This is a genomic window from uncultured Marinobacter sp. (genome assembly GCF_963974375.1).
Classification (GTDB): Bacteria; Pseudomonadota; Gammaproteobacteria; order Pseudomonadales; family Oleiphilaceae; genus Marinobacter.
The window spans coordinates 1-21,813 of record NZ_CAXBDN010000036.1 but is presented as its reverse complement, the minus strand read 5'-3'; the positions used below and the strand labels follow the sequence as shown (position 1 = coordinate 21,813).

16 protein-coding genes are annotated in these 21,813 nt (G+C 58.8%); 3 read left to right on the top strand and 13 right to left on the bottom strand.

Annotated elements, in window-relative coordinates; all coding sequences use genetic code 11:
* Positions 1 to 110: 110 nt before the first annotated feature.
* The 13 genes from AAC035_RS05025 to AAC035_RS04965 form a co-directional block, all read right to left on the bottom strand.
* Positions 111 to 1,145, bottom strand: a complete 1,035-nt coding sequence (locus tag AAC035_RS05025) for a sigma-70 family RNA polymerase sigma factor (RefSeq protein WP_339800748.1) — start codon at positions 1,143 to 1,145, stop codon at positions 111 to 113.
* 251 nt (positions 1,146 to 1,396) lie between these two features.
* Entirely contained in the window at positions 1,397 to 2,839 is a 1,443-nt protein-coding gene (locus AAC035_RS05020) for an aspartate kinase (RefSeq protein ID WP_339800745.1), read from the bottom strand.
* A gap of 50 nt (positions 2,840 to 2,889) precedes the next feature.
* The gene (gene ectB / locus AAC035_RS05015) at positions 2,890 to 4,158 is read right to left on the bottom strand and encodes a diaminobutyrate--2-oxoglutarate transaminase (protein WP_339800742.1); all 1,269 of its coding nucleotides are present in this window, start codon (positions 4,156 to 4,158) and stop codon (positions 2,890 to 2,892) included.
* A gap of 138 nt (positions 4,159 to 4,296) precedes the next feature.
* The gene (gene ectA / locus AAC035_RS05010) at positions 4,297 to 4,812 is read right to left on the bottom strand and encodes a diaminobutyrate acetyltransferase (RefSeq protein WP_339800739.1); all 516 of its coding nucleotides are present in this window, start codon (positions 4,810 to 4,812) and stop codon (positions 4,297 to 4,299) included.
* Positions 4,813 to 4,918: 106 nt separating this feature from the next.
* Complete coding sequence (locus AAC035_RS05005; protein WP_339800737.1) at positions 4,919 to 5,902, bottom strand: hypothetical protein; 984 nt, start codon at positions 5,900 to 5,902, stop codon at positions 4,919 to 4,921.
* Positions 5,902 to 7,329 carry a sodium:solute symporter gene (locus AAC035_RS05000; protein WP_339800751.1) on the bottom strand — a complete coding sequence of 476 codons (1,428 nt, stop codon included), beginning with the start codon at positions 7,327 to 7,329 and terminating at the stop codon, positions 5,902 to 5,904. The genes AAC035_RS05005 and AAC035_RS05000 overlap by 1 nt, the downstream gene beginning before the upstream one ends.
* 239 nt (positions 7,330 to 7,568) lie before the next feature.
* Positions 7,569 to 8,525 carry a radical SAM protein gene (locus AAC035_RS04995; protein WP_339800734.1) on the bottom strand — a complete coding sequence of 319 codons (957 nt, stop codon included), beginning with the start codon at positions 8,523 to 8,525 and terminating at the stop codon, positions 7,569 to 7,571.
* A 49-nt stretch (positions 8,526 to 8,574) separates the two neighbouring features.
* The gene (locus AAC035_RS04990) at positions 8,575 to 10,773 is read right to left on the bottom strand and encodes an FAD-dependent oxidoreductase (RefSeq protein ID WP_339800732.1); all 2,199 of its coding nucleotides are present in this window, start codon (positions 10,771 to 10,773) and stop codon (positions 8,575 to 8,577) included.
* Between the two features lie 162 nt (positions 10,774 to 10,935).
* The gene (locus tag AAC035_RS04985; protein WP_339800729.1) at positions 10,936 to 13,986 is read right to left on the bottom strand and encodes an efflux RND transporter permease subunit; all 3,051 of its coding nucleotides are present in this window, start codon (positions 13,984 to 13,986) and stop codon (positions 10,936 to 10,938) included.
* A complete protein-coding gene (locus tag AAC035_RS04980) occupies positions 13,986 to 15,101 on the bottom strand; it encodes an efflux RND transporter periplasmic adaptor subunit (RefSeq protein ID WP_339800726.1) in 1,116 nt (371 codons plus the stop codon). The genes AAC035_RS04985 and AAC035_RS04980 overlap by 1 nt, the downstream gene beginning before the upstream one ends.
* A 255-nt stretch (positions 15,102 to 15,356) precedes the next feature.
* Positions 15,357 to 16,283, bottom strand: a complete 927-nt coding sequence (locus AAC035_RS04975; protein WP_339800723.1) for a universal stress protein — start codon at positions 16,281 to 16,283, stop codon at positions 15,357 to 15,359.
* A gap of 1 nt (position 16,284) precedes the next feature.
* The gene (locus tag AAC035_RS04970) at positions 16,285 to 17,772 is read right to left on the bottom strand and encodes a SulP family inorganic anion transporter (RefSeq protein WP_339800720.1); all 1,488 of its coding nucleotides are present in this window, start codon (positions 17,770 to 17,772) and stop codon (positions 16,285 to 16,287) included.
* A 398-nt stretch (positions 17,773 to 18,170) separates the two neighbouring features.
* Positions 18,171 to 19,019 (bottom strand): UDP-2,3-diacylglucosamine diphosphatase, encoded by an 849-nt coding sequence (locus AAC035_RS04965; RefSeq protein WP_339800718.1) that lies wholly within the window; start codon positions 19,017 to 19,019, stop codon positions 18,171 to 18,173.
* Positions 19,020 to 19,232: 213 nt separating this feature from the next.
* Between AAC035_RS04965 and AAC035_RS04960 the strand changes: the two genes are divergently transcribed.
* The 3 genes from AAC035_RS04960 to AAC035_RS04950 are packed head-to-tail and all read left to right on the top strand — an operon-like array spanning position 19,233 to position 21,627.
* The gene (locus AAC035_RS04960; RefSeq protein WP_339800715.1) at positions 19,233 to 20,192 is read left to right on the top strand and encodes a sulfurtransferase; all 960 of its coding nucleotides are present in this window, start codon (positions 19,233 to 19,235) and stop codon (positions 20,190 to 20,192) included.
* Between the two features lie 11 nt (positions 20,193 to 20,203).
* Complete coding sequence (locus AAC035_RS04955) at positions 20,204 to 21,418, top strand: YeeE/YedE family protein (protein ID WP_339800712.1); 1,215 nt, start codon at positions 20,204 to 20,206, stop codon at positions 21,416 to 21,418.
* 14 nt (positions 21,419 to 21,432) lie between these two features.
* On the top strand, positions 21,433 to 21,627 hold the full coding sequence (locus tag AAC035_RS04950) for a hypothetical protein (RefSeq protein WP_339800710.1): 195 nt from the start codon (positions 21,433 to 21,435) through the stop codon (positions 21,625 to 21,627).
* Positions 21,628 to 21,813: the final 186 nt, after the last annotated feature.

Below are 21,813 nucleotides of genomic sequence, written 5' to 3'. Positions count from 1 at the left end.
ATGCCCAGGTTGCCAGCAGCTTCCGGATTGAGGTTTCTATGCGGGCCCGAAAGCCGGGCCCGGAAACGTTTTGAAGATAACCTTCTGAACCCTGTTTGCAATCTTCCGGCTCAGGACAGACGTTGTTCTGACACGTCAGATACGGTGCCCGGCTCACCCTCGCCCCGGTGCAGACACAGCTTCTGCAACTTCTTGAGGGCGGTTTTCTCGATCTGGCGAACCCGCTCACGGCTGATCCCCAGATTGTCCGAGATAACCTGAAGCGTCTCCTCGGAACTTCGATCCAGACCGAAACGGCGGCTGAGCACATCCTGCTCCCGCTCGCTCAGGTGCGTCAGCAGTCGCTCCAGAACCCGTTTCCGATCTCTGCCAGCGAGCTTAAGCTCGGGCGCCTGGTCATCATGAACCAGGGTGTCACCCAGGGATATGCCGCTTGCTTCCGTCATTGGCGTTTCCGTCGACAGTTCGGTGGCGGCATAAGCACGAATCTCGCTGATCCGGGCCGGGGACACTTCCAGCTCCTGGGCCAGTTCGCTTTGCCGCGGCATCCGCTCCAGCTCGTCGTGCAGCCGCAGCGTGGTGGCATGCAGGCTGCGGATTTCGTCAATGATGTGGTCCGGTGTATGAATCACCCGATGACCCCGCTTGAGACTGCGGCGCACTTCCTCGGTAATCCACCAGTAGGCATAGGTGGAAAAGCGGAAACCACGGGCAGGATCAAACCGGTCCACGGCCTTGATCAGACCCACATTGGCGTCCTGGATCACATCCGAGATCACCGGGCCAGCGGTCACTGTGTAGCGGCGGGCAATGTGCACCGCCAGCCTCAGATTGCTGCGTATCAGCCGCTCCCGGCTGCCGCGCACCAGTACCATCGCCCGGCGACTCAACCGGGTCGGCTGCCCGATCTGTTCATACAAAGCCTGGGCCTCACGAATGGTGACCGGCGCCGCCCCGGGCACCGGCTGCTGCTTCGCCAGCCAGCCAAAACAACGGATCAGTCGTGCCGACAGCTGCTTCTCGCGCTCATCGGTCAGCAGGCCGTGACGGGATACGTCCCTGAAATAGCGACCTACCAGGGTTTCCGGTGACTCCAGCGCCGGGTCGGTTTTACGGTTCACGTTTACCACGGTGTCATTTGCCATCAGCGTCACTTCGCTTGTCTGAAATTCACAGGGATATACGAAACGGAGTGACCGCCGGATTGTTCAGCCGTTTTAGCGATGCGAAGCTAAGTTACGGAAAACCAAGGAGAGGGAACACAAGAGGAAGGAACAAAGGTGACCGGGTCATACCCGGCAAACAATTCGCCGGGCACCCCGATCGGGAGGCAAGACAACCTCCATTACCCCTCACCGAAGCGACCGGTTCCGGTGCGGGGCAATTCAGACCAGCGTCAGGCGGCGACGATGGCGTATTCGTGGTTATGGGGCTCGATCAGAGCGCCATGAAGGGCCGCGATGGTTTTTTCGTACGCGTCCTCATTCACCACAAACTGGATGTCCACCTGGCGCATGCACTGGTGAATCGCCAGTACACTGATTTCTTCATCTGCCAGGGATTTCACCGAACGGGCCAGAATGCCCGGCACCTTCATGTCGCTGCCGATGGCAGACACCAGCGCAACCTTGCGGGTGTTGACCTCACCGTTGGGGAATTCCTCTTCCAGCGCCTTGACCACCCGCTTGACGTGCTTGAGGGTGGTATCCACATAGTGGGTGATGGTATTCGCGTTGGTGTCCTTGGAAATGAAGCGCACCTTGAAGCGGGACAGCACATCCAGAATCCGGCGGTCGGAACCCGGCTCACCCTGCATGTCCTGATCAAACACCTCAATGGCAAACACGCCTTTGGAACCGGCGATGATCTCAACCTGGGGCTTCTCACTGACGTAATCGCCGGTGATCAGGGTACCGGTATGCTCCGGCTCGAAGGTGTTTTTCACCCGCAGCGGAATCTCGTTCTGGCGCAGGCCCTTACCGGCCCGGGGATGGATGGCCTCCATGCCCAGATTGGCCAGCTGGTCCGCCACGTCGTAGTTGGTGCGACCCAGTGGCACCACCTTGTCGTGGCCGACAATGTTGGGATCGGCAGAACTGAGGTGATATTCCTTGTGGATCACCGCTTCGCGGGCGTCGGTGATGACGGCCACACGGCTGAAGGTCATCTCACTGTAGCCCCGGTCGAAGGTCCGCATCAGGCCTTCCTTGCACTGGGCATAGCCGGTGACGATGGGCAGCTCGCGGGTCAGGTCAACCGCATCAAATGCCCGCTTGAGCTTCTCATCCAGGGGCAGCAGCTCATTGTCGCGCCAGCCGGTAAGATCCACAAACCTGGCGTTGATGCCTTCCTGCTGGAGTTTGAGGGCAGTATTGAAGGCACTGTGGGCCTCACCAATACCAGCCAGCATCTCGCGCACGGTCAACAGGTGCTCTTCGAGCTGGAACTGACCATAGGAGCAGAGCCGCTGCAGATCGATCAGGCAGCCGCGAACGCCCTCGATACGGTCAGTAATGAACTGGTCAGCCTGCTGCTTGAGCATCGGGTCGTGGAACAGTTCGCCGTTCAGGTCGGTCAGAAACTTCACCAGCTTGGTGAGATCGTCACCCCAGGCCCAGTCCGATTCTGCATCGGCGAACAGGGCATAGACGCCAGGCTCGCCGGTTTTCTTGTGTTCCAGCAATTCGTTGGTGACACCACCGTAGGCGGACACCACAAAGATGCGTTGATAAAGCTCGTCCTTGCTGCGATCGCCGATAATGATGTTGTCACGAACGGCTTCGTAGTTGCTCATGGACGTACCGCCGATCTTCTCGACGGTGTGTAATTGGCTAGTCATAAATATCCTGTTGCTATCCTGCAGTTGTATGTCCGGATCGGGCAGGCGCCTTACGACGCTTCGCTCAGACCTTCCTGCATGATTTCGTCGACACTTCTGGCCAGCAGCCCGGCGCCCTTGCGCAGGTCATCCTCACTGGTAGTCAGCGGCATCAGGCACTTGATCACTTCATCACGGGGGCCACTGGTTTCGATGATCAGACCGTGCTCGAACGCGCGCTTGGTGATCGGACCGGTAATGTCAGGATGCGTTGCCTCGATGCCCCGCATCAGACCACGGCCCTTCACTTTGAACTGGCCCGGGTACTTGTCACAGATGGCCTGCAGCGCATCACCCAGCACCCTGGTTTTCGCTCTCACTTCATTGGAGAAGGTGTCGTCCTTCCAGTAGGTCTCCACGGCTTTCTTTGCGGTAATAAAGGCCATGTTGTTACCACGGAAGGTGCCGTTGTGCTCGCCTGGATCCCAAACGTCGAGCTCCGGCTTGAACAGTACCAGAGCCATGGGCAGGCCGTAACCACTGAGGGACTTGGAGACCGTCACAATGTCCGGCTTGATGCCCGCAAATTCAAAGCTGAAGAACTCGCCGGTGCGGCCGTTGCCCGCCTGGATATCATCCAGAATCAGCAGAATGTCGTGCTTCCTGCAGAGCTTTTCCAGTCCCTGCAGCCATTCAGCGCGGGCCGCGTTCAGACCGCCCTCACCCTGAACCGCTTCCACGATCACAGCGGCTGGCAGGTCGAAACCGGACGAATTGTCAGAGAGTACCTTGTCCATGATTTCCAGAGTGTCGATGTTCTCACCCAGATAACCATCGTAGTACAGGAAGTCCACATTACCCAGAGGTGTACCGACACCACCACGGTGATGCTGGTTACCGGTGGCAGCCACCGCACCCATGGTCACACCATGGAATCCATTGGTGAAGGAGATAATACCGGCGCGGCCTTTTACCTTGCGGGCCAGTTTCAGAGCCGCTTCCACACAGTTGGTACCGGTGGGCCCGGTGAACTGAATTTTGTAATCCAGGCCCCGGGGGTCAAGGATGTAATTCTTGTAGGCTTCAATAAAGTCGTGCTTGGCGGTGGTGAACAGGTCCAGACCCTGGCTGACACCGTCTGCCTCGATGTATTCCAGCAGGGCTGCTTTGAGCACATCATTGTTGTGGCCGTAGTTCAGCGAACCGGCACCGGCCAGAAAATCCAGATATTCCTTACCGTCTTCGGTGTACAGGTGCGCGTTCTTGGCCCGGTTGAAAATCACCGGAAAAGCCCGTGAATAAACGCGTACTTCAGATTCAGTGGATTTGAATAATTCCATTGTCTTGCCTCTTAGCATGTAAGGTTCGAGGGAGTGCACGGGGGCCGGTCGGTTTCGGTCGCGACCGGCGTCGGTGCGCGATGGTAAGAGTCTGCTGGCGGCGATTCCCCGATCAGCCGCCGACTCATCAGCCGGCCGTTAACCGGCCCTGGAGAAAGGTCCGATGCGGAGCAGGAATTCGGAGTCGTGCTTGCCGCCAAAATGGATCTCTTTCTCGAAATGTTCGTGGTACTTCACTTCAGCCCCCATATCACGGGCGAACGAGCGAAACAGGGCCCAGGAAGCCTCGTTGTCGTCGGTAATGGTGGTTTCCATGAAACGCACGCCCTTGCAGGCTTCACGGCCGACAATCTCTTTCAGCATGCGTTTGGCAAGACCCTGGCCACGGCCCTTTTCATGGACGGCCACCTGCCAGACAAAAACGGTCTCGGGTTGCTGGGGAGGGATGTAACCAGAGATAAAGCCGACCAGTTCGCCGCCTTTCTCGGCCGCCACGCCGGTTTCGGCAAAGTGGCTGCACTGCAACAGATTGCAGTAGATGGAGTTGGGATCCAGCGGGGGGCATTCAGCCACCAGCCGGTGTAGCCGGTAGCCATCGTCCTTGACCGGTTTACGGAGGACAATGGCGCTGGTTTTCGAACCTTCGGTTGTCATATTCAGCCTTTTCGCTGCAAACGTTAGTGGTGAATTATATAGACCACAAAATAAAAATCAACCGAACCCTCATATACGCTACTGTCACACAGTACTCATATCCATTTTAGTTCATTTGCTCAGCCATGCCAGTTAACGACTTGCCACCCAATAACACCGACGCCGCCGACACTGACGTTCCCGAAACGATACGGGAACGATAGGACAGAGCGGCATCAGAGCCCCGGGGCCAAATGCTGTCGAACTTTGCCAGCCAGGGGGTTAGCGGGAACCGTACAGGTTCCAGAGAAAAGTGAAGACCGGCCCCTGACAGGGCCTTTATGCCGCCGTTGGCAGAAGGGGTGCGGGACACCCGGGCGATCAGGCCGGCACTGTCTGACACCAGGTTGCCCATGCCCGCGGCACCGTTATTCAGCAGCCAGCGCGGGCGGCCGGCAAGGGTATCGTGCCAGATGACCGGCAGACAGGTATGGGTCGACAGGATAACGTCCGCACCGGTTACCAGGAACCAGTGACGAAGCTGCGCATCCGACGCTTGCAGGCACTCCCGGGACAAGCCCCAGCCGGCAAGGGACTCGGGATCGCCATGGAGTACCAGAACCTTTAGGCCTCCAAGCATCAGGCAGCGCCAGCGGGGCAAACGCCCCAGCGCTGCACGGAGTTCCGGAAAGGTTTCAGCCGTGGTCTGCAAGCGTTCCATGATCCGGTTGGAGCGCTCCACCACATCATTTTCGACGAAGTCCGGATAGGCACAGCCACAACCCGCGCCCTCGCCTCCTTGGGCGAGCTCATACTCTACGTTGCCCGCCATGGCATCTGCCGCCAGTACCCGTCGATTGATCGCACCAAAGATTTCCGGCGTGGCGTTGAACCAGTTGAAGTCACCATTGAACAACAGGTGTACCTGGCCTGCCTCTCGCGCCGCCATGGCGTCAATCTCGTTCAAGGCATCAGGGTTGCCGTAAAGCCCGCCCACCACATATAAGGTATCCGCCTCGCAGGGTGTGGGATCAAGGCAGAGCTGCTCCGGCCGGTAACGATAATGGAGGGGACAACTGCGGCCTGCTTCTGCGGATTCGCTCACCATCATCAGGACCCCCGCTCCGCTGCGGCCTGTATACCGGACCCGGTTGCTGCCCGGCCCGACAGCCTGCGTAACAGCAGCGGCAGGAAGAAGCCCGCCGTACACAGCAGAAACCCCCAGGCGTTGGTACCCAGCAACAGGGCGTAGGCGCCGTCTCCGATAGCCCAGCTCTGGGGGATCCAGCCCACAGTCATGCAGACACCGAGACCGATGCCGGTCCAGAAGCTGAGGTGGAAGCTCCAGGGCGAGAAGCGGGTCAGTCCGTAAAACAGGAATACTGGCGCCAGCCCCATCACCATGGTGCCGGAAATAGTGGTGGCCTTGAGAATGTCGGTGCCCGCAAACATAGGCAGATTGCCCAGAATGGCAAACACCACCATGACTACCGCCCCCGCCCGAACGCTGGGTAATCGGTCCTTCGCGCGTCGGGCCAGCTTCGGCAGATCAACGGCAATGGATTTGGCGAAAGAATTAAAGGTGGAATCCAGGGTTGAACCAGCGGATGTCATCATGATCACACTCATCAGGAACAACGCGGTCAGGCCAAGGGACTGGCCCACCGCCGCCGGAGCATTACCAGCGGCAGCTATGCCGTTGAGCTGGGCATGAACCCCCACCAGACTGAAGATAAAGACCGCCACAAAACCCAGCAGCCCGGCCACCACAAAGCTTTTGAGCATGGCTTTTTCCTTGTTCACAAAGCCCCGGTCGGTCAGTACCGGATCATGAAACGGGTAGCTGAACAGCTGCAACAGAGCCACCAGCAACAGGTCCAGCCCCGCGTTGAGGCGGAACTCACCGGTGGTCAGCAGCTCCGAGGTATCATTGGCGGGGATAATGAGGAACAGTACCGCGGCCAGGAAAAAGACGAACACCACGGCCTGAATCACATCGGTAAAAATGGAGCTGCGCAGACCACCCTTGAGGCTGTACGCCAGAGTAAACGCCGTAAACACCATGGCGGCAGTGTAATAGGGCCACTCTCCGACATCACCGAAGTAGCCACCAACCACGGCGGTGTTGCTCCACACCTCGTTGTACAGGCGTATCAGAATGGCTGCCGCGAAACTCAGGGAGGCCAGCCGACCAAAGCGGGTAGTCAGAAACTCCTGCAGACTGCGGGCCCCGGTCTGGGTGCGGATCAGGTAGATGATGTAACCGGCCACCGGGATGGACAGCCAGTAGGAGGCGTAAGCCAGTCCACCGGTCACCCCGTAGGTGGCCCCCAGGTTGGCGGCGTTGGTCACCGACTTGGCAAAGATCCAGCTTATAAAAATGCTGGCAGTCAGTGACCACTGGCCAACCGGCTTGCCACTGTCATCCGCCCCCCGGTAAAACGACGCCGCATTGCGACTTTCAGGCGACAGCACATACATCACCACCCCATAGACCAACAGAAATCCCCAGAACAGGGCAGCTTCTGTGCCTGTCATCATCCATCCTCTTTTATTAGTCAATCAGGAAATTGCTACACCCCAAAACCGCGCCCGGCCGTCCAGCAGACACGCTCATTGTTCAGGGAGCCTGTGACGGGGTGCCTTTCGCAGCAGCGCCAGGGAAGGCGCGGAGCAAGGCCGGTCCAGGGATGGACCGTGAATTGCGGCGGAGAAAGGCACCCCGCCACAGGCTCCTTCACCCAACCCCGAAAGCACGCCCAATCAAACCAAAGAGCTTATTCCGGAGCACCACAACTGGCACCAAACCGATAACAGGCAAAACACCGATGATGCCGCAGCATGATCCGCTCATCCATGCTCTCCGCCAGCGTGCCACCCAGATCGTACTGGGGATCATCGTCCACCAGGGTGCAGGCATACACCCGCACCTGATCGCCCTTTTTCACCAGCATCCGGGTGTAGGTGCACATGAAATGAGACCGGCTTTCCCGGGTGGGATACTTCTCCATGCAGTTTTCCGTTACCTCCGGACTACCGTCATCAGAACCGGGCGTGCCCAGGTCCGGAAAGGCCGTAAACGCCAGGTGATCAGGAATGCCCCGCTGACGGAAAATCGACCGGAACGCGTTCTCGACCTGCTGCGGATCCTCACCGGGGTCGGTCTGCCGGGCAATGGAAACCTTGAAACCCTGATCAATCAGCCAGTGAATACCCTCCAGAGCCTTGTCGAAGCTGCCGGTGCCGCGATCCTGGTCGTGTCTGGCCTCATCGGGGAAATCCAGGCTGACCCGGAAGTGGATCGGATGGGGATTAGCCAGCAACGGCATTAACTGTTGCCGACGTTTCAGCAGCGGCTCGGTGGCATTGGTCAGCACAAAGCAGGGACGGTGCTGACTGGCGTAGTTGAGAATATTGACGAAATCCCGGATCACAAACGGCTCACCACCGGTGAACGAAAACTGCTCCACGCCCATATCCAGGGCTTCGTGGATGAAGGGCTTCACATCGCTCAGCTTCATGCCGGGAATACGGCCGTCACCCGGGTGCGACCCTTCCAGGCAGAAGGGACAGGCCAGGTTGCAGGCGGTACCGGTGTGGATCCACAGTTCTTTCAGCTGATCGGCATCAATGAAGCCACGGGGGTCACCGGCGCGGGTGTGGGTCCAGCTGTCCCGGGCTCTCGGCTCCAGGATCTCGGTCATGGGTATGATCTTTTCGGCAGTCAGGGGCATGATCGCTCCGCTAGTACTTGTTGTGATGATCCAGACAAAAGAAACGGCGTTATGTTACCGATTCCTTCTGTTTACGCTGGTTTGCTGAGGATTGACCACCCCCAAGGCGCCATCGGTGGAAGCGGGCCAGCCAGGCAAGCACGCCTGCCGGCGCGTGCGCCCTTTTCCACTCACCGGCCGCAAACTTGGCCGACTCGTTCCAGGTGGGGTATGGGTGAATGGTCCCGAGGATCTTGTTGAGACCAATACCGTGTTTCATGGCCAGGGTGAATTCCGCCAGAATTTCACCACCGTGAGTGCCCGCCACCACGGCGCCGAGTATCCGGTCCTTTCCGGGTACTGTCAGCACCTTGATAAAGCCCTGATCCTCATCTTCCGCAATGGCCCGGTCCAGATCGTCCAGACCATAGCGGGTAAGTTCATAGGCGATGCCCTGTGCCCTGGCCTCCTCCTCGCTGAGACCGACCCGAGCCACTTCCGGGGCGGTAAAGGTAACCCAGGGCAGCACCCGGTAATCGACCCGGAACCGGCGAAACTGCCCGAACAACCCGTTCACTGCCGCGTACCAGGCCTGATGAGACGCAGCATGAGTGAACTGGTAAGGACCGGCCACATCGCCACAGGCGAAGATATTGGGGAAGCCGATACTCAGATCCTCTTCCACCGGCACCGTGCCGTTGGCCCGGGGCTCGATACCCAGCGCCTGCAGATTAAGGCCTTCGGTGTTGCCGGCGCGCCCGGTAGCTACCAGAACCCGGTCGAAGGGAATGCGGACCTGTTCGCCGTTGTGAGCGCACCAGACTACCCGCTCACCGTGTTCTGTGGCGAACCTCTCCGCCCGGTGGTTCAGGCGCAGATCAATGCCCTCGGCCCGGAACCGGTTCATCACCAGCTCTGACACATCCGGATCTTCTTTGGCCAGAATACGCGCTCCGGTTTCCACCTGAATCACCTGACTGCCCAGCCGCTGGAAGGCCTGGGCCAGTTCGGACCCGATCGGCCCGCCACCAATAACAAGAAGCCGCTGCGGTTGCTGGTCCAGGGACCAGAGATTCTCAGAGGTCAGTGGTTCCATGTCTGCCAGCCCGGGAATAGGTGGCAGGAAAGGTTTGCCACCTGTGGCCACGACGATGCTGCGGGACGTGAGGCGCTCACGACGACCGTCATTGTGGGTGACCTCCACTTCCCAGGGCGATACAAAGGCGGCACTGCCCGCGATACACTCGACACCCAGGCTGCGGTAGCGCTCAGGCGAATCGTGGGGGTCAATCTTCGCGATGATCCGTTTGACCCGGCCCATGATGTTGGCAAAAGAGCCGGACACCGGCACCGCATCCAGGCCATAGCGATCGGCATGGCGCAGGGTGTCTGCGGCTTTGGCACTGCGGATCAGTGCCTTGGAAGGCACACAGCCGGTATTGAGGCAGTCGCCACCCATTCTATCCCGTTCGATCAGCACCACTTTCGCCTTGACCGCCGCCGCAATGTAGGCCGACACCAGTCCGGCCGAGCCGCCGCCGATCACCAGCAGGTTATAGTCAAACGAGTCGGGTTTCTGAAAGCCCCGGTACACCCTGCGGCGGCGGATAAAGCCCACCGCAAACTTGGCGATGATCGGAAACAGCCCCAGCAGAGCGAACGACAACAACAGCTCCGCCGACAGGATATCGCCGGTGGAGCGAATCTGTCCTAACTGGGTGCCGGCATTGACGTACACAAAGGTGCCCGGCAGCATCGCCAGCCAGCTCACCAGGGCGTAGGTGCGCAGCTTCATGCCGGTAAGGCCCATCACCAGATTGATCAGAAAGAAGGGGAACACCGGCACCAGACGCAACGTGGCCAGGTAAAAAACACCGTCCCTCGCTATACCCTCGTCGATACGGTTGACCGTTTTCCCATACTTCCGCCTGAGGGTATCCCGCAGCAAAAACCGGGCGACGAGGAACGCCAGACTGGCACCAATGGTGGACGCGACGGAAACCGCCAGCAATCCCGCCACATTGCCCAGAAAGGCACCGCCGGCCAGGGTAAGCACCGTGGCACCGGGGAGTGACAGGGCCGTTGCCAGAATATAGATCAGCACGAAGCCGGAAACTGCCAGAACCAGGTTGTCTGCGATCCAGTCCGCGAGTGCCTGCTGATGGCGTTGCAGATTGTCCAGGGTGAGCAGATCAGTTCCCCCGAACGCCAGAAAGCCACCTATCACAGCGACAATCAGGGCAAAAACCATCAATTTCTGTTTGCGCATGATCACATTTTCCTGGGAATGAGAAGAGTGGGTACAGGACACCAGAAACGTGAATTTGTTACACAGAGTAGCGTGCAAACATCCCGAAACGATAACAGAACACAAAAAAAGGAGGCCGGGAAGGGCCTCCTTTTCTGTACAGTTGCCGGTAGGCACCGGCGGTCAGGCCGGCGCCTCCCCGTCGGCGACGGCATTGTGATCCCGGGCCAGAAGTATGTAGAAGGCCGGAAGCACGAAGATCGTGAACAGGGTGCCAATACCAAGCCCGGCACTGATGGTCAGGCCGATGGCGAAACGGCTTTCAGCACCCGGACCGGCGGCGAGCAGCAGTGGCACCATGGCGAAAATCAGCGCCAGGGACGTCATGATGATCGGCCGCAGGCGGATAGCCGAAGCCTCCAGCACCGCTTCACGTCGGTTCAGACCCCGTTCGGTCTGGAGCTGATTGGCAAACTCCACGATCAGGATACCGTTCTTGGCCACGACCCCGATCAGCGTAATCAGGCCCACCTGGGTGTAGATGTTGACGGTGGCAAACCCCAGCACGATAAACGCCATGGCACCGGCTACGGACAAGGGCACCGACACCAGAATGATCAGCGGATCGCGCCAGCTCTCGAACTGCGCCGCCAGCACCAGATAGATCACCAGCAGCGACAGCATCATGGTGACCAGCAGGGCGCTGCCCTCGGTGTCCAGCTGCCGGGTCTCGCCCATATAGTTGCGTCCGAAGCCCTGAGGAAACATGTCATCAGCAGCCTGCTCGATCCAGTCCATGGCGGTACCCATGGCCACACCCGGCATGACCACACCCTGCAGGGTAATGGCGTTCAGCTGATTGAACTGGGTTCGCTGGGATGGCTCCACGGCACTCTCAAAGCTGACAACACTGCCCAGAGGCACCAGCTCACCGGTATCTGCACGGGTGTAGTAATTGTTCAGCGCCTCTGCACTCAGCCGGAAGTCCTGCTCAACCTGTGGAATGACCTGATAGGAGCGACCTTCCATGCTGAAACGGTTGATGTAGCCGCCACCCAGCAGGCCGGACAGGGTCTGGCCAATGTCCTGCATCGACAGCCCAAGGTCAGCCACCCGGTCACGGTCTACCCGGATCCGGGTCACCGGCTTGTCAAAGTCGATGGACTTCTGCAGGAACATGAAATTGCCACTCTGCATGGCCCGCCCCTGCAGCTCGCTGGCAATCTCGTTCAGCTGCTCGTAGCCGCCACCGGAGGTGATTACAAACTGGAACGGCAGGCCATCCGAGCCCGGCAAGGCCGGCGGCGCAAAGACCGCCGTCTGCAGGCCGGTGACCTTGCCCAGTTCAGCATTCAGCACTGGCTGGACATCGAACTGGGAAATGTCCCGTTCGCTCCAGGACGCCATCTTGAAGCCACCGAAAACCTCATTGGGCCCGGTTATGCCGAGGATCATGAAATCTTCCTGATAACCGGCCACGGTCGACATGCGCTGCTGGACCTCGGCACCCTCATCCTGAAGGTACTCCAGGGTTGCGGTCTGCGGTCCCTTGCCCTGATAGAACAGAATGCCCTGATCTTCCGTCGGCGCCAGTTCACTCTGGCTCAGCATGAACATGAAGAAAATGGACGCGAACACTACGACCGCGAAAAAGATCACCACCGACAGGGTCTGCATCAGCGACGCCAACGCCCGTTTATACAGGTCTGCCAGGCCATTGAAGGTCTTTTCCACCAGGCGCTCGAAACGGGCCGGATTACCATGGGGCTTGAGAACCTTGCCCGCCAGCATGGGTGAAAGGGTCAGGGCAACAATACCCGAAATCACCACCGTACCAGCCAGCGTGAAGGCAAATTCGATAAACAGGGAACCGGTAAGGCCGCCCATAAACCCGATGGGTGCGTACACCGCCACCAGTGTGGTAGTCATGGCGATGATGGGCATAGCCATTTCCCGGGCGCCATTGATAGCCGCATCAAACCGGGATTCGCCCTGTTCGATGTGACGGTGAACGTTCTCCACCATAATGATGGCGTCATCCACCACCAGCCCGATGGCCAGCACCATGGCCAGTAGCGTCAGCAGATTCAGGGAGAATCCCATTGTCAGCATGATGAAGGCGCCACCAATCAATGACAGTGGCACCGCTACCGAAGGCACTAACGCTGCCCGCAACGACCCCAGGCACAGGAAAACCACCACCAGCACGATGACCATAGCCTCAAGCAGGGTAACGATGACTTCGTTAATGGAATCGTCAATGAATTCGGAGGCGTCGTAAGCCAGACGAACTTCCAGCCCCGATGGCAGTTGCCGCTCGATGTCCGGCAGCTCATTCTTCACCAGTTCAGCCACGGTCAGTGGATTGGCACCCGGTGACAGCTCAATCGCCACATAGGTGGCTGGCTGACCTTTATACAGTGCCAGGTTGTCGTAGCTCTGGGAGCCCAGTTCCACCCTGGCAATATCCCGGAGACGGATAATGGCACCGTTGGCTTCCTTCACCACCAGGTCCTGAAACTGCTCCAGATCTGACACATCAGTGTCGCTGGTCAGGCTGACCTTGGTGTACTGACTTTCGGTATTACCCACAGCCGCCTGATAGTTGTTGCGTAACAGCACGCTGACCACTTCCTGGGGCGTCATATCCACCGCCGCCAGCCGCTCAGGGTCCAGCCACGCTCGCAGAGCAAAAGTCCGGCCCAGCAGTTCCGCCTTGCCCACACCGGCCAGCGCCTGTAACTTCGGCTGCACCACCCGGGTCAGATAGTCGGTTATCTGGGGCACGTCGAGATCATTGCTGTAAAAGGCTATGTACATCAGCGCCGTGGAGTCACCGGTCTCAGAGGTGATCACCGGATCCTGGGCATCCGCCGGCAGCACATTACGCTGGCTGGCCACTTTGGCCTGGATCTCTGCCAGCGCCGCATTGGCGTCGTAATTGAGCTCCATTTTTGCGCTGATGGTAGACAGACCCTGGGCGCTGTTGGAGGTCAGGTAGTCAATACCACTGGCCTCAGCCATGGCCTGCTGCAGCGGCGTGGTGATAAAGCCCTTGACCAGCTCCGAACTGGCGCCGGGGTAGGCAGTGGTCACGGTAACCGTGGTGCTTTCCAGTTTCGGGTATTCCCGGATCTCCATTTCCATGGCTGCGCGGGCACCCAACAGCAGGATCAGGAGACTGACCACCGTAGCCAGTACCGGCCGGTGGACAAAAATGTCAGTGAAGCGCATTAGTCAGAGGCCTCCGCCGATGATGACACCGAATCGGCAGAATCCTCCTGGATAGTCACCGACTGGCCGGCCCTTAGTCGCAACAGGCCTTTGGACACCACCTGGTCACCCTCTTCAAGGCCTTCCAGTATGGCAACCCTGCCGTCGTTGATGCGGCCCGTGGTCACCGAGCGCCGGGTGACGGTCAGGGCTCCGTCATCACCCCCGGTAATCAGGAACACGTAATCACCGTAAGTGTTGTAGGACACGGCTGTGCGGGGCAGAGTGATGACCTCACGGTCCTCCGGCTGCAGGGTCATCACGGTGGCAAACATGCCGGGGCGCAGTTTGCCTTCCGGGTTGGCAAGCGTGGCCCGTACCCGCACCGTGCGGGTTTCCGGATTCACCGAGGTGTTGATCGCACTCACCTCACCGGCAAAGATTGCGTCCGGCACGGCTGCGACCGTTACCTCAACCCTGTAACCGCGATCAACCTGGGGCAGGTCGCGCTCGGACAGGGTGTAGTCCAGGTAGATTGGATCGAGCATATTGATCTCGACAATGGCCGTGCCGACCGCCAGATACTCGCCCTGGTCTACCAGGCGCAGGCCCAGCCGGCCATCAAAGGGCGCCCGGATCACTTTCTTGTTGAGCTGGGCCCCGGCTTCACTGACCCGGGCCCGGGCAGCTTCATAATTGGCGGCAGCCTCATCAAACTGGGACTGGGACACTGCGCGCCGCGGCAGCAGATTTTCCACCCGCTTGAATTCCTGCTCCGCCAGCTGCGCCTCGGCCCGACGGGTACGCAGGGTGGCCTCATCAATTTCCGAATCAAGGCGGATCAGCACGTCGCCCTGACTGACGGTATCACCGGATTCGAAGGCGACCTCCCTGACCACGCCTGCCATTTCATTGGCAACCCGGATGCCATTGACAGCCTCGACGCTGCCGACAGACTTGATGGAGGGTGTCCAGTTGCTGACTGTGGCAACCGTCGCCGACACCTCGACCGGTGGTTGCGGCTGGGACATCATTTCCTTCATCTGGCCGAACTGATAAAACTTGTAGCCAAAAATACCGCCGAGCACGACACCCAGAAAAACAATCACAATCAGAAAACGGCCAAACGTGCGCATAGTGTGCAATCCCTGACGAATCAAAACAGATCTGCGATGGCCGGCCATCCGGCAGGAGCCCGGCACCACAGACAGATACGGCGAAATCAAGAAAAGGCGCTACCGGAAAAGGTAAAACGCCAATGATGATGGGAATTATTTCATTTAATAAGCAAACGAAACAGTCTTGTTTTGCGGGTTATTTTCTGCACAAAGTTACGGTAGGCGAGCTCCGGTAACGGCAGCCATGGCCCGCCATTATCGGAAAATAAACGATTATCGGAGAATGACCAGAGGCTTTGATGCGGTCTTGAGCATGGTCGTGGTGGTGCTGCCCACCAGGAACTGACGAATTCTGGAATGACCATAGGCACCCATCACCAGAATGTCGATGTCGTGCTCGGTCTGATAGGCGTGCAGGGTCGGCTCCACATCACCGGCGCGAATCGCCAGGTGAATCTCACCAACGTTGTCGGCCAGCATGGCCTCGGCCTTTTTGAGATGCTCCCAGCGATCACCGGTTTCCGGCCCGATCATCACAATGTGCATAGGCAGCCCCCTGAACACCGGACTGGCTGCCAGCAACTCGACACTCCGGAACGCCGTGGCACTGCCATCAAAGGCCAGCATGGCACTTTTAGGCTCGGTGTAATCGTCCGGGACCAGCAGAATGGGCCGGTGCATACTGCGAATCACGGTTTCCAGCTGACTGCCGATATGCAGGTCGCGATCTGAGCTGCTCTCACCGTGCAGTCCCATCACCAGAACCCGGGTCTCGTTCTCGATGGCCAGCAACGATTCGGTCAGATCGCCGTGGCGCTGACGCTTGATCACGTCACTGACACCGGTATCCCGAACCCGGCGCTCGGCCTGATCCAGCAGGTGGTGGCCGTGCTCCAGAGCCAGCTTGCTGCGCTTCTGATCCAGATCCGCCAACTCGGTCAGCAGTTGCTCGCGGCTGCCCAGACCAATGTTTCCGGTCAGGTCCGGCTCGACCGGATAGCGTTCCTCATCCAGAACATGCAGCAGGGTCATCGGGATATCAATGTGCCGGCTCAACCAGGCGGCGTAGTCACACACCGCCGGCGCAGACCGGGAGCCATCGATACAGGCCACTACTCGTAACATGTCGTCCTCGCTTTTGTTGTCATTATCGTTGTTATTCTGACGGCGAAAGTTTCCGGATTCTATGTTCTGTGTCATGTCAGTGCCCCATCAGCTGGTCAACGGCGTCGGGTTTGTCGTGCACCCCGAAACGGTCAACAATGGTGGCGCTGGCTTCGTTCAGACCAATGACCTCGACCTCGGCACCTTCACGACGGAATTTGATGACCGCCTTGTCCAGCGCCGCTACGGCTGTGATGTCCCAGAAGTGGGCGCGGCTCAGGTCAATGACAACCTTATCGACCGCTTCCTTGAAATCAAAGGATTCTGTGAATTTTTCCGAGGAGCTGAAAAATACCTGCCCCACCACATTGTAGCGGCGGGTGTCGGTTTCTTCGTCGAACTCTGAACGGACCACCATGTAATGGCCCACCTTGTTGGCAAAGAACAGCGCCGCCAGCAACACACCGGCCAGCACACCAAACGCCAGGTTGTGGGTAGCAACCACCACCACCACGGTAACGACCATAACGATGTTGGTGGACAGCGGATGCTCCCTGAGGTTCTTGATAGACCCCCAGCTGAAGGTACCGATAGACACCATGATCATCACCGCCACCAGCGCGGCCATGGGAATCTGAACCAGCCACTTGTCCAGCACCAGCACCATGATCAGCAGAAAAACACCCGCCGACAGGGTGGAAAGTCGGGTACGACCACCCGACTTGATGTTTATGATGGACTGGCCAATCATCGCACAGCCGGCCATACCGCCCAGCAGGCCTGAGCCAATGTTGGCGATACCCTGGCCTTTGCACTCACGGTTACGGTCACTGGTGGTGTCGGTCAGATCATCCACAATGGTGGCCGTCATCATGGACTCCAGCAGACCCACCACGCTCAATGCCACCGCGTAGGGCAGGATAATCATCAGGGTTTCCAGATTCAGCGGTACGTCCGGCCACAGGAAGATGGGCAGAGTATCCGGCAGGTCACCCATATCGCCCACGGTACGGATATCCATGTTCCAGAACATGGCAACAGCGGTAAGGGCCACGATGCAGATCAGCGGAGAGGGGATCAGCTTGCCGATGGTTGGAATCAGCGGAAACAGATAAATGATGCCCAGGCCAGCAGCGGTCATGGCGTACACATGCCAGGTTACGTCTGTCAGCTCAGGCACCTGCGCCATGAAAATAAGAATGGCCAGGGCGTTCACAAAGCCGGTCACCACCGACCGGGACACAAACCGCATCAGACCACCCAGCTTGAGATAACCGGCAATAATCTGAAACACGCCGGTAAGCAGGGTCGCCGCCAGCAGGTATTCAAGACCGTGCTCTCTGACCAGAGTCACCATCAACAACGCCATGGCACCGGTTGCCGCCGAGATCATCCCGGGGCGGCCACCCACGATGGAAATGATCACAGCAATACAGAAGGAGGCGTACAGCCCCACTTTCGGATCCACGCCCGCGATGATGGAAAAGGCAATGGCCTCAGGAATCAGCGCCAGAGCAACGACGAGGCCGGCGAGCAGGTCGCCCCTGACATTCGATAGCCAATGGGTTTTCAAGGTTCTTACCATGATATCGGGTATCCATTTTTAACAACAAGAAGCGGATTCGGAAACTGTCAGACCGGAGTCTGCAAGCGGCGAAAAACCGACTGTACCAATCAGCTTTAAGCGCCAGTAAGCGTTCTGGGTAATGACCTTTTTGGCCAATATCTTCTGGAATCAGACCGGGAATCGGGTCTGCAAAAAAGATGCCTTGCTCTTCGGGTCGATCGAAAACGCAAAGGCGTTCGAAAGAAAACCGTCGAGGAGGCGGGGCAGGGGCTGAACGCTAGGGTGGAGTGATCGTCACGGGGTTAACTTGCTTGGCCTGTGGGTGAAATCCGGCTAACGCCAAATAAGGGGCGCGAATACTATCAGAAAATGTCAGTTAAGCACAGGCGTCCTGCAGAACGCGCGTCTGGCGCGGATTAACCCACCCGGTTCACCTGTTCCAGAAACGCCGCGGGCAGGATGTCGATAACCGGGCGCCGGTCACCGTGCATCTCCGGAGCGGGTGCCTCCGGTTCGGATTCGATAACTGACGGGAACTCCGACCAGTGCAGCAGTTCCAGACGGCCGTCAGCGCATTCCACCAGCGCCGTGCAGTGCTCCACCCAGTCACCATCATTGCAGTAGAGTGCATCCTCACTGCGCAGGAACCCGGCGGAGTGAATATGACCGCAGATGAAGCCGTCATAGTGGCCCTTTTCCGCCGTGGTCAGCGCCGCCAGTTCAAAGCGCCGGATAAACGACCGGGCCTTGCCGATACGGCTTTTGATCCAGGCCGCCAGCGACCAGTAGGGCTTGCCCTGCAATCGCCGTAACATATTGAACCAGCGGTTGAGCCGCAGCAACAGACTGTGGGCCCGGTCACCCACCAGCAGCATCAGCGGACTGCAACGGACAATCTGATCAAACTGGTCACCGTGGCACACCATGAACCGGCGCCCATCCGCAGTGGTGTGGACCAGCTTCAGGTGCAGCTCTACACCGGCGATGGTCTGACCGCAGAAGCGTCGCATGAATTCGTCGTGGTTGCCGGGCACATAGACCACCCGGGTATCGCCGGCGGCGATGGCCAGCAGCTTCTGCACCACCGCCTCATGGGAGGGCGGCAGGTGCACCCGTCGCTGCATGGCGATCAGGTCCACAATATCGCCAACCAGGTAAAGGGTGTCGCAGTGGACCTTGTCCAGAAAATCCAGCAGGTAGTCGGCCTGACAGTCCGGCGTTCCCAGGTGAACATCCGATATGAAGACACTGCGATACTGTGGCATGCGCATCCCTGAAGGTTGCCTTGGCATGGCCACAGACTGGCAGGGCTAAATGAAGGGAAGGTGACACTTTGCGGTCAGTTTGGTGAACCGGGGCAGCCAAAGTGTTCACGGTGTATGCATATAACCAAATGTTATCCGGACAGAGCTATCCATTGCCGTTTATTCATTCATAATGATCGCTCAAAAATGTCTTGTGTTTAAGAGAGGGGCTCCATGATTCGTCTGATGACTATTGCTGTTTTGCTGCTGACAGGCACCTTTGCCCAGGGCGCAAACCAGAATGTGCCACCGCTGGTAGATGCGGACTGGCTCAATGAACGCCTTGATCAAGCTGGCCTGGTGGTTCTGGACGTTCGTTCGGGCATCGACAACGGTGGTGATCGCAGTCGTTTCGAGGAAGGCCATATACCCGGCGCCGTCTATAGCCATTACGGCAATGATGGCTGGCGTGAAACCCGTGACGGCGTTGCCGGCGTGCTACCCCCGGTGCGTTCACTGGAGCGACTGATCGGCAGCCTGGGCATCTCCAACGACGATATTGTGGTTGTGACGCCCGCCGGTACCGGACCCACTGATTTCGGCAGCGCAGCCCGGGTGTACTGGACATTCAAGGTACTGGGCCACGATAAGGTGACCATCCTTAACGGGGGCTTCGCCGGCTGGCAAGCTGCTGGTCACGAGATTGCCCGGGGCGAAGGCGAGCAGCGCCCGATCACCCGGTTTGACGGTGAGCTGAACGAAGCACTGATTGCCACCCTGGAAGAAGTCGACAACGCCAGAAGCAGCCAGGCGCAACTGGTGGATGCCCGCCCGTCAGACTATTTCCGGGGCGACAACCAGTCTCCGGCAGCGCGGGCACCAGGCACCATACCTGGCGCCAGCAACCTGCCACATCAGTCCTTTATTACTGAGCAAAGCAATGTTTTCTACCTTGACGAGTCTACGGTTTCGAGCAAGGTAAATATTGCGGAACTCGATTCAAGTGCCCGCACTATCGCCTTCTGCAATACCGGTCACTGGGCCGCCACCGACTGGTTCGTGCTGAGTGAGCTCGCCGGTTTCAGTGAAGTTGCCATGTACGACGGCTCCATGGCGGAGTGGTCCCAGGACAGCAACCGGCCTATGCAGGTCGCCAGGCGCGGTCTGGGTAAACTTCTGGATCTCTTTAACTGAGTGAATAACTGATGCCGAACTCTGCAGTTCTCCAGCCCGGCCTTCAGCAGCCGGGATGGCAGATTGATCGCTTTGTTGTAACAACCGCCCTCACGGGCTTCGTTCTGCTGGGTCTGCTGATCTGGCTGGAAACAGCACCGTTCATGGTGGCCCTGTTTGTCCTGGGCACTGTGTTGGGCATTGCGCTGTATCACGGCGCCTTCGGGTTCACTGCCGGCTGGAGAAATCTGGTAGTAACCAAAAGGGGCGCGGGCATGCGTGCCCAGTTATTGCTGTTCGCCATCAGCTCGCTGATCATGGTGCCCATGCTTTACAGCGGCCAGTCCGGTCTCACCGGCGCCGTAGCACCGGTGGGCACCTCACTGGTGGTGGGTTCCTTCATCTTCGGCATCGGCATGCAACTGGGCGGCGGTTGCGGCTCCGGCACCCTGTTCACTGTCGGCGCCGGCAATATCCGGATGGCAGTGACGCTGATTTTCTTCATTGCCGGCGCGGTGCTCGGTTCCATACATCTGCCCTGGTGGCTGGACCAGCCCGGGTTTGATCCGGTGCCACTGGTCAATACGTTTGGCATCAGTGGCGCTATTCTGGTGCAGTTCGTGGGGCTGGGCCTGATTGCCTGGTGGGTCAATCGCATCGAGCGCAAGGCTCATGGCAACATTGAACGTGATGAACTGCTCTGGAAAGGTCAGAGTCACGGCATACTGCGAACCCTGATCAGTGGTCGCTGGCCGTTCACCTGGGCCATTCTGATTCTGGCCGCCGGCAACGCCCTGACCCTGGCCATTGGCGGTGCGCCCTGGAGTATCACCTTTGCCTTCAACGTCTGGGGCGCCAAAGCGCTGGAGGTGTTGGGTGTCAACATGTCCCAGTTCGAGTTCTGGACCTGGGACTACCCTGCCATGGCCCTGAACGATTCGGTGCTCACCAACATTCCGTCGGTCATGAATTTCGGATTGTTACTTGGCGCCATGCTGGCGGCGGGTCTGGCCAATCGTTTCAACGAAGCCAGCCGTAACCGGCCGGAGGGTCGGCAGTTTCTCGCTGCCGTAGTGGGTGGCCTGCTGCTGGGTTATGGTGCCCGGTTGGGCTTCGGCTGTAACATAGGCGCGCTCTTCTCCGGCATTGCGTCCGCGAGTCTGCACGCCTGGGTCTGGTTTGCCTGTGCCTTTGCCGGCTCACTGATTGGCATTCGCCTGCGGCCCTGGTTCCGGCTGCCAAACTGATACGGGAGGACACCATGGAACAAGCCTACAGTCGTGCCCGTATTCTGATGGTGCTGGGAATCATTCTGGCGCTGATCATGGCCGATCATCTCAGCAGTCCCACCTTTGCCTTCAATTCCGGACAGGGCAATGTGGCAACTGCCTTGAGTCAGCGGGATGCGACCGCCTGCGCGCCCTGCGGTGCGCCCTGCCCGTCAACCCGGGACTGACCATTGCCTGACCTTTGCCCCGGTGTCCCGTCTGGCTGATTCGTTAACTTAATGGGAGACGGGTCACCAGCCAAAGCCGCCCGACATGATGACACCCCGCAACGCCTTGTCAGCCCGCTGGACAACCGGATTATTCCTTGTCCTGGTTGTTACGAGGCCAGGTGCCATTTACCAGACATTCAATAT

Bases quoted from the DNA above. Each gene is read 5' to 3' on its own strand.
- AAC035_RS05025 (WP_339800748.1), bottom strand. From the start codon at position 1,145: ATGGCAAATGACACCGTGGTAAACGTGAACCGTAAAACCGACCCGGCG.
- AAC035_RS05020 (WP_339800745.1), bottom strand. From the start codon at position 2,839: ATGACTAGCCAATTACACACCGTCGAGAAGATCGGCGGTACGTCCATG.
- ectB (WP_339800742.1), bottom strand. From the start codon at position 4,158: ATGGAATTATTCAAATCCACTGAATCTGAAGTACGCGTTTATTCACGG.
- ectA (WP_339800739.1), bottom strand. From the start codon at position 4,812: ATGACAACCGAAGGTTCGAAAACCAGCGCCATTGTCCTCCGTAAACCG.
- AAC035_RS05005 (WP_339800737.1), bottom strand. From the start codon at position 5,902: ATGATGGTGAGCGAATCCGCAGAAGCAGGCCGCAGTTGTCCCCTCCAT.
- AAC035_RS05000 (WP_339800751.1), bottom strand. From the start codon at position 7,329: ATGACAGGCACAGAAGCTGCCCTGTTCTGGGGATTTCTGTTGGTCTAT.
- AAC035_RS04995 (WP_339800734.1), bottom strand. From the start codon at position 8,525: ATGCCCCTGACTGCCGAAAAGATCATACCCATGACCGAGATCCTGGAG.
- AAC035_RS04990 (WP_339800732.1), bottom strand. From the start codon at position 10,773: ATGCGCAAACAGAAATTGATGGTTTTTGCCCTGATTGTCGCTGTGATA.
- AAC035_RS04985 (WP_339800729.1), bottom strand. From the start codon at position 13,986: ATGCGCTTCACTGACATTTTTGTCCACCGGCCGGTACTGGCTACGGTG.
- AAC035_RS04980 (WP_339800726.1), bottom strand. From the start codon at position 15,101: ATGCGCACGTTTGGCCGTTTTCTGATTGTGATTGTTTTTCTGGGTGTC.
- AAC035_RS04975 (WP_339800723.1), bottom strand. From the start codon at position 16,283: ATGACACAGAACATAGAATCCGGAAACTTTCGCCGTCAGAATAACAAC.
- AAC035_RS04970 (WP_339800720.1), bottom strand. From the start codon at position 17,772: ATGGTAAGAACCTTGAAAACCCATTGGCTATCGAATGTCAGGGGCGAC.
- AAC035_RS04965 (WP_339800718.1), bottom strand. From the start codon at position 19,019: ATGCCACAGTATCGCAGTGTCTTCATATCGGATGTTCACCTGGGAACG.
- AAC035_RS04960 (WP_339800715.1), top strand. From the start codon at position 19,233: ATGATTCGTCTGATGACTATTGCTGTTTTGCTGCTGACAGGCACCTTT.
- AAC035_RS04955 (WP_339800712.1), top strand. From the start codon at position 20,204: ATGCCGAACTCTGCAGTTCTCCAGCCCGGCCTTCAGCAGCCGGGATGG.
- AAC035_RS04950 (WP_339800710.1), top strand. From the start codon at position 21,433: ATGGAACAAGCCTACAGTCGTGCCCGTATTCTGATGGTGCTGGGAATC.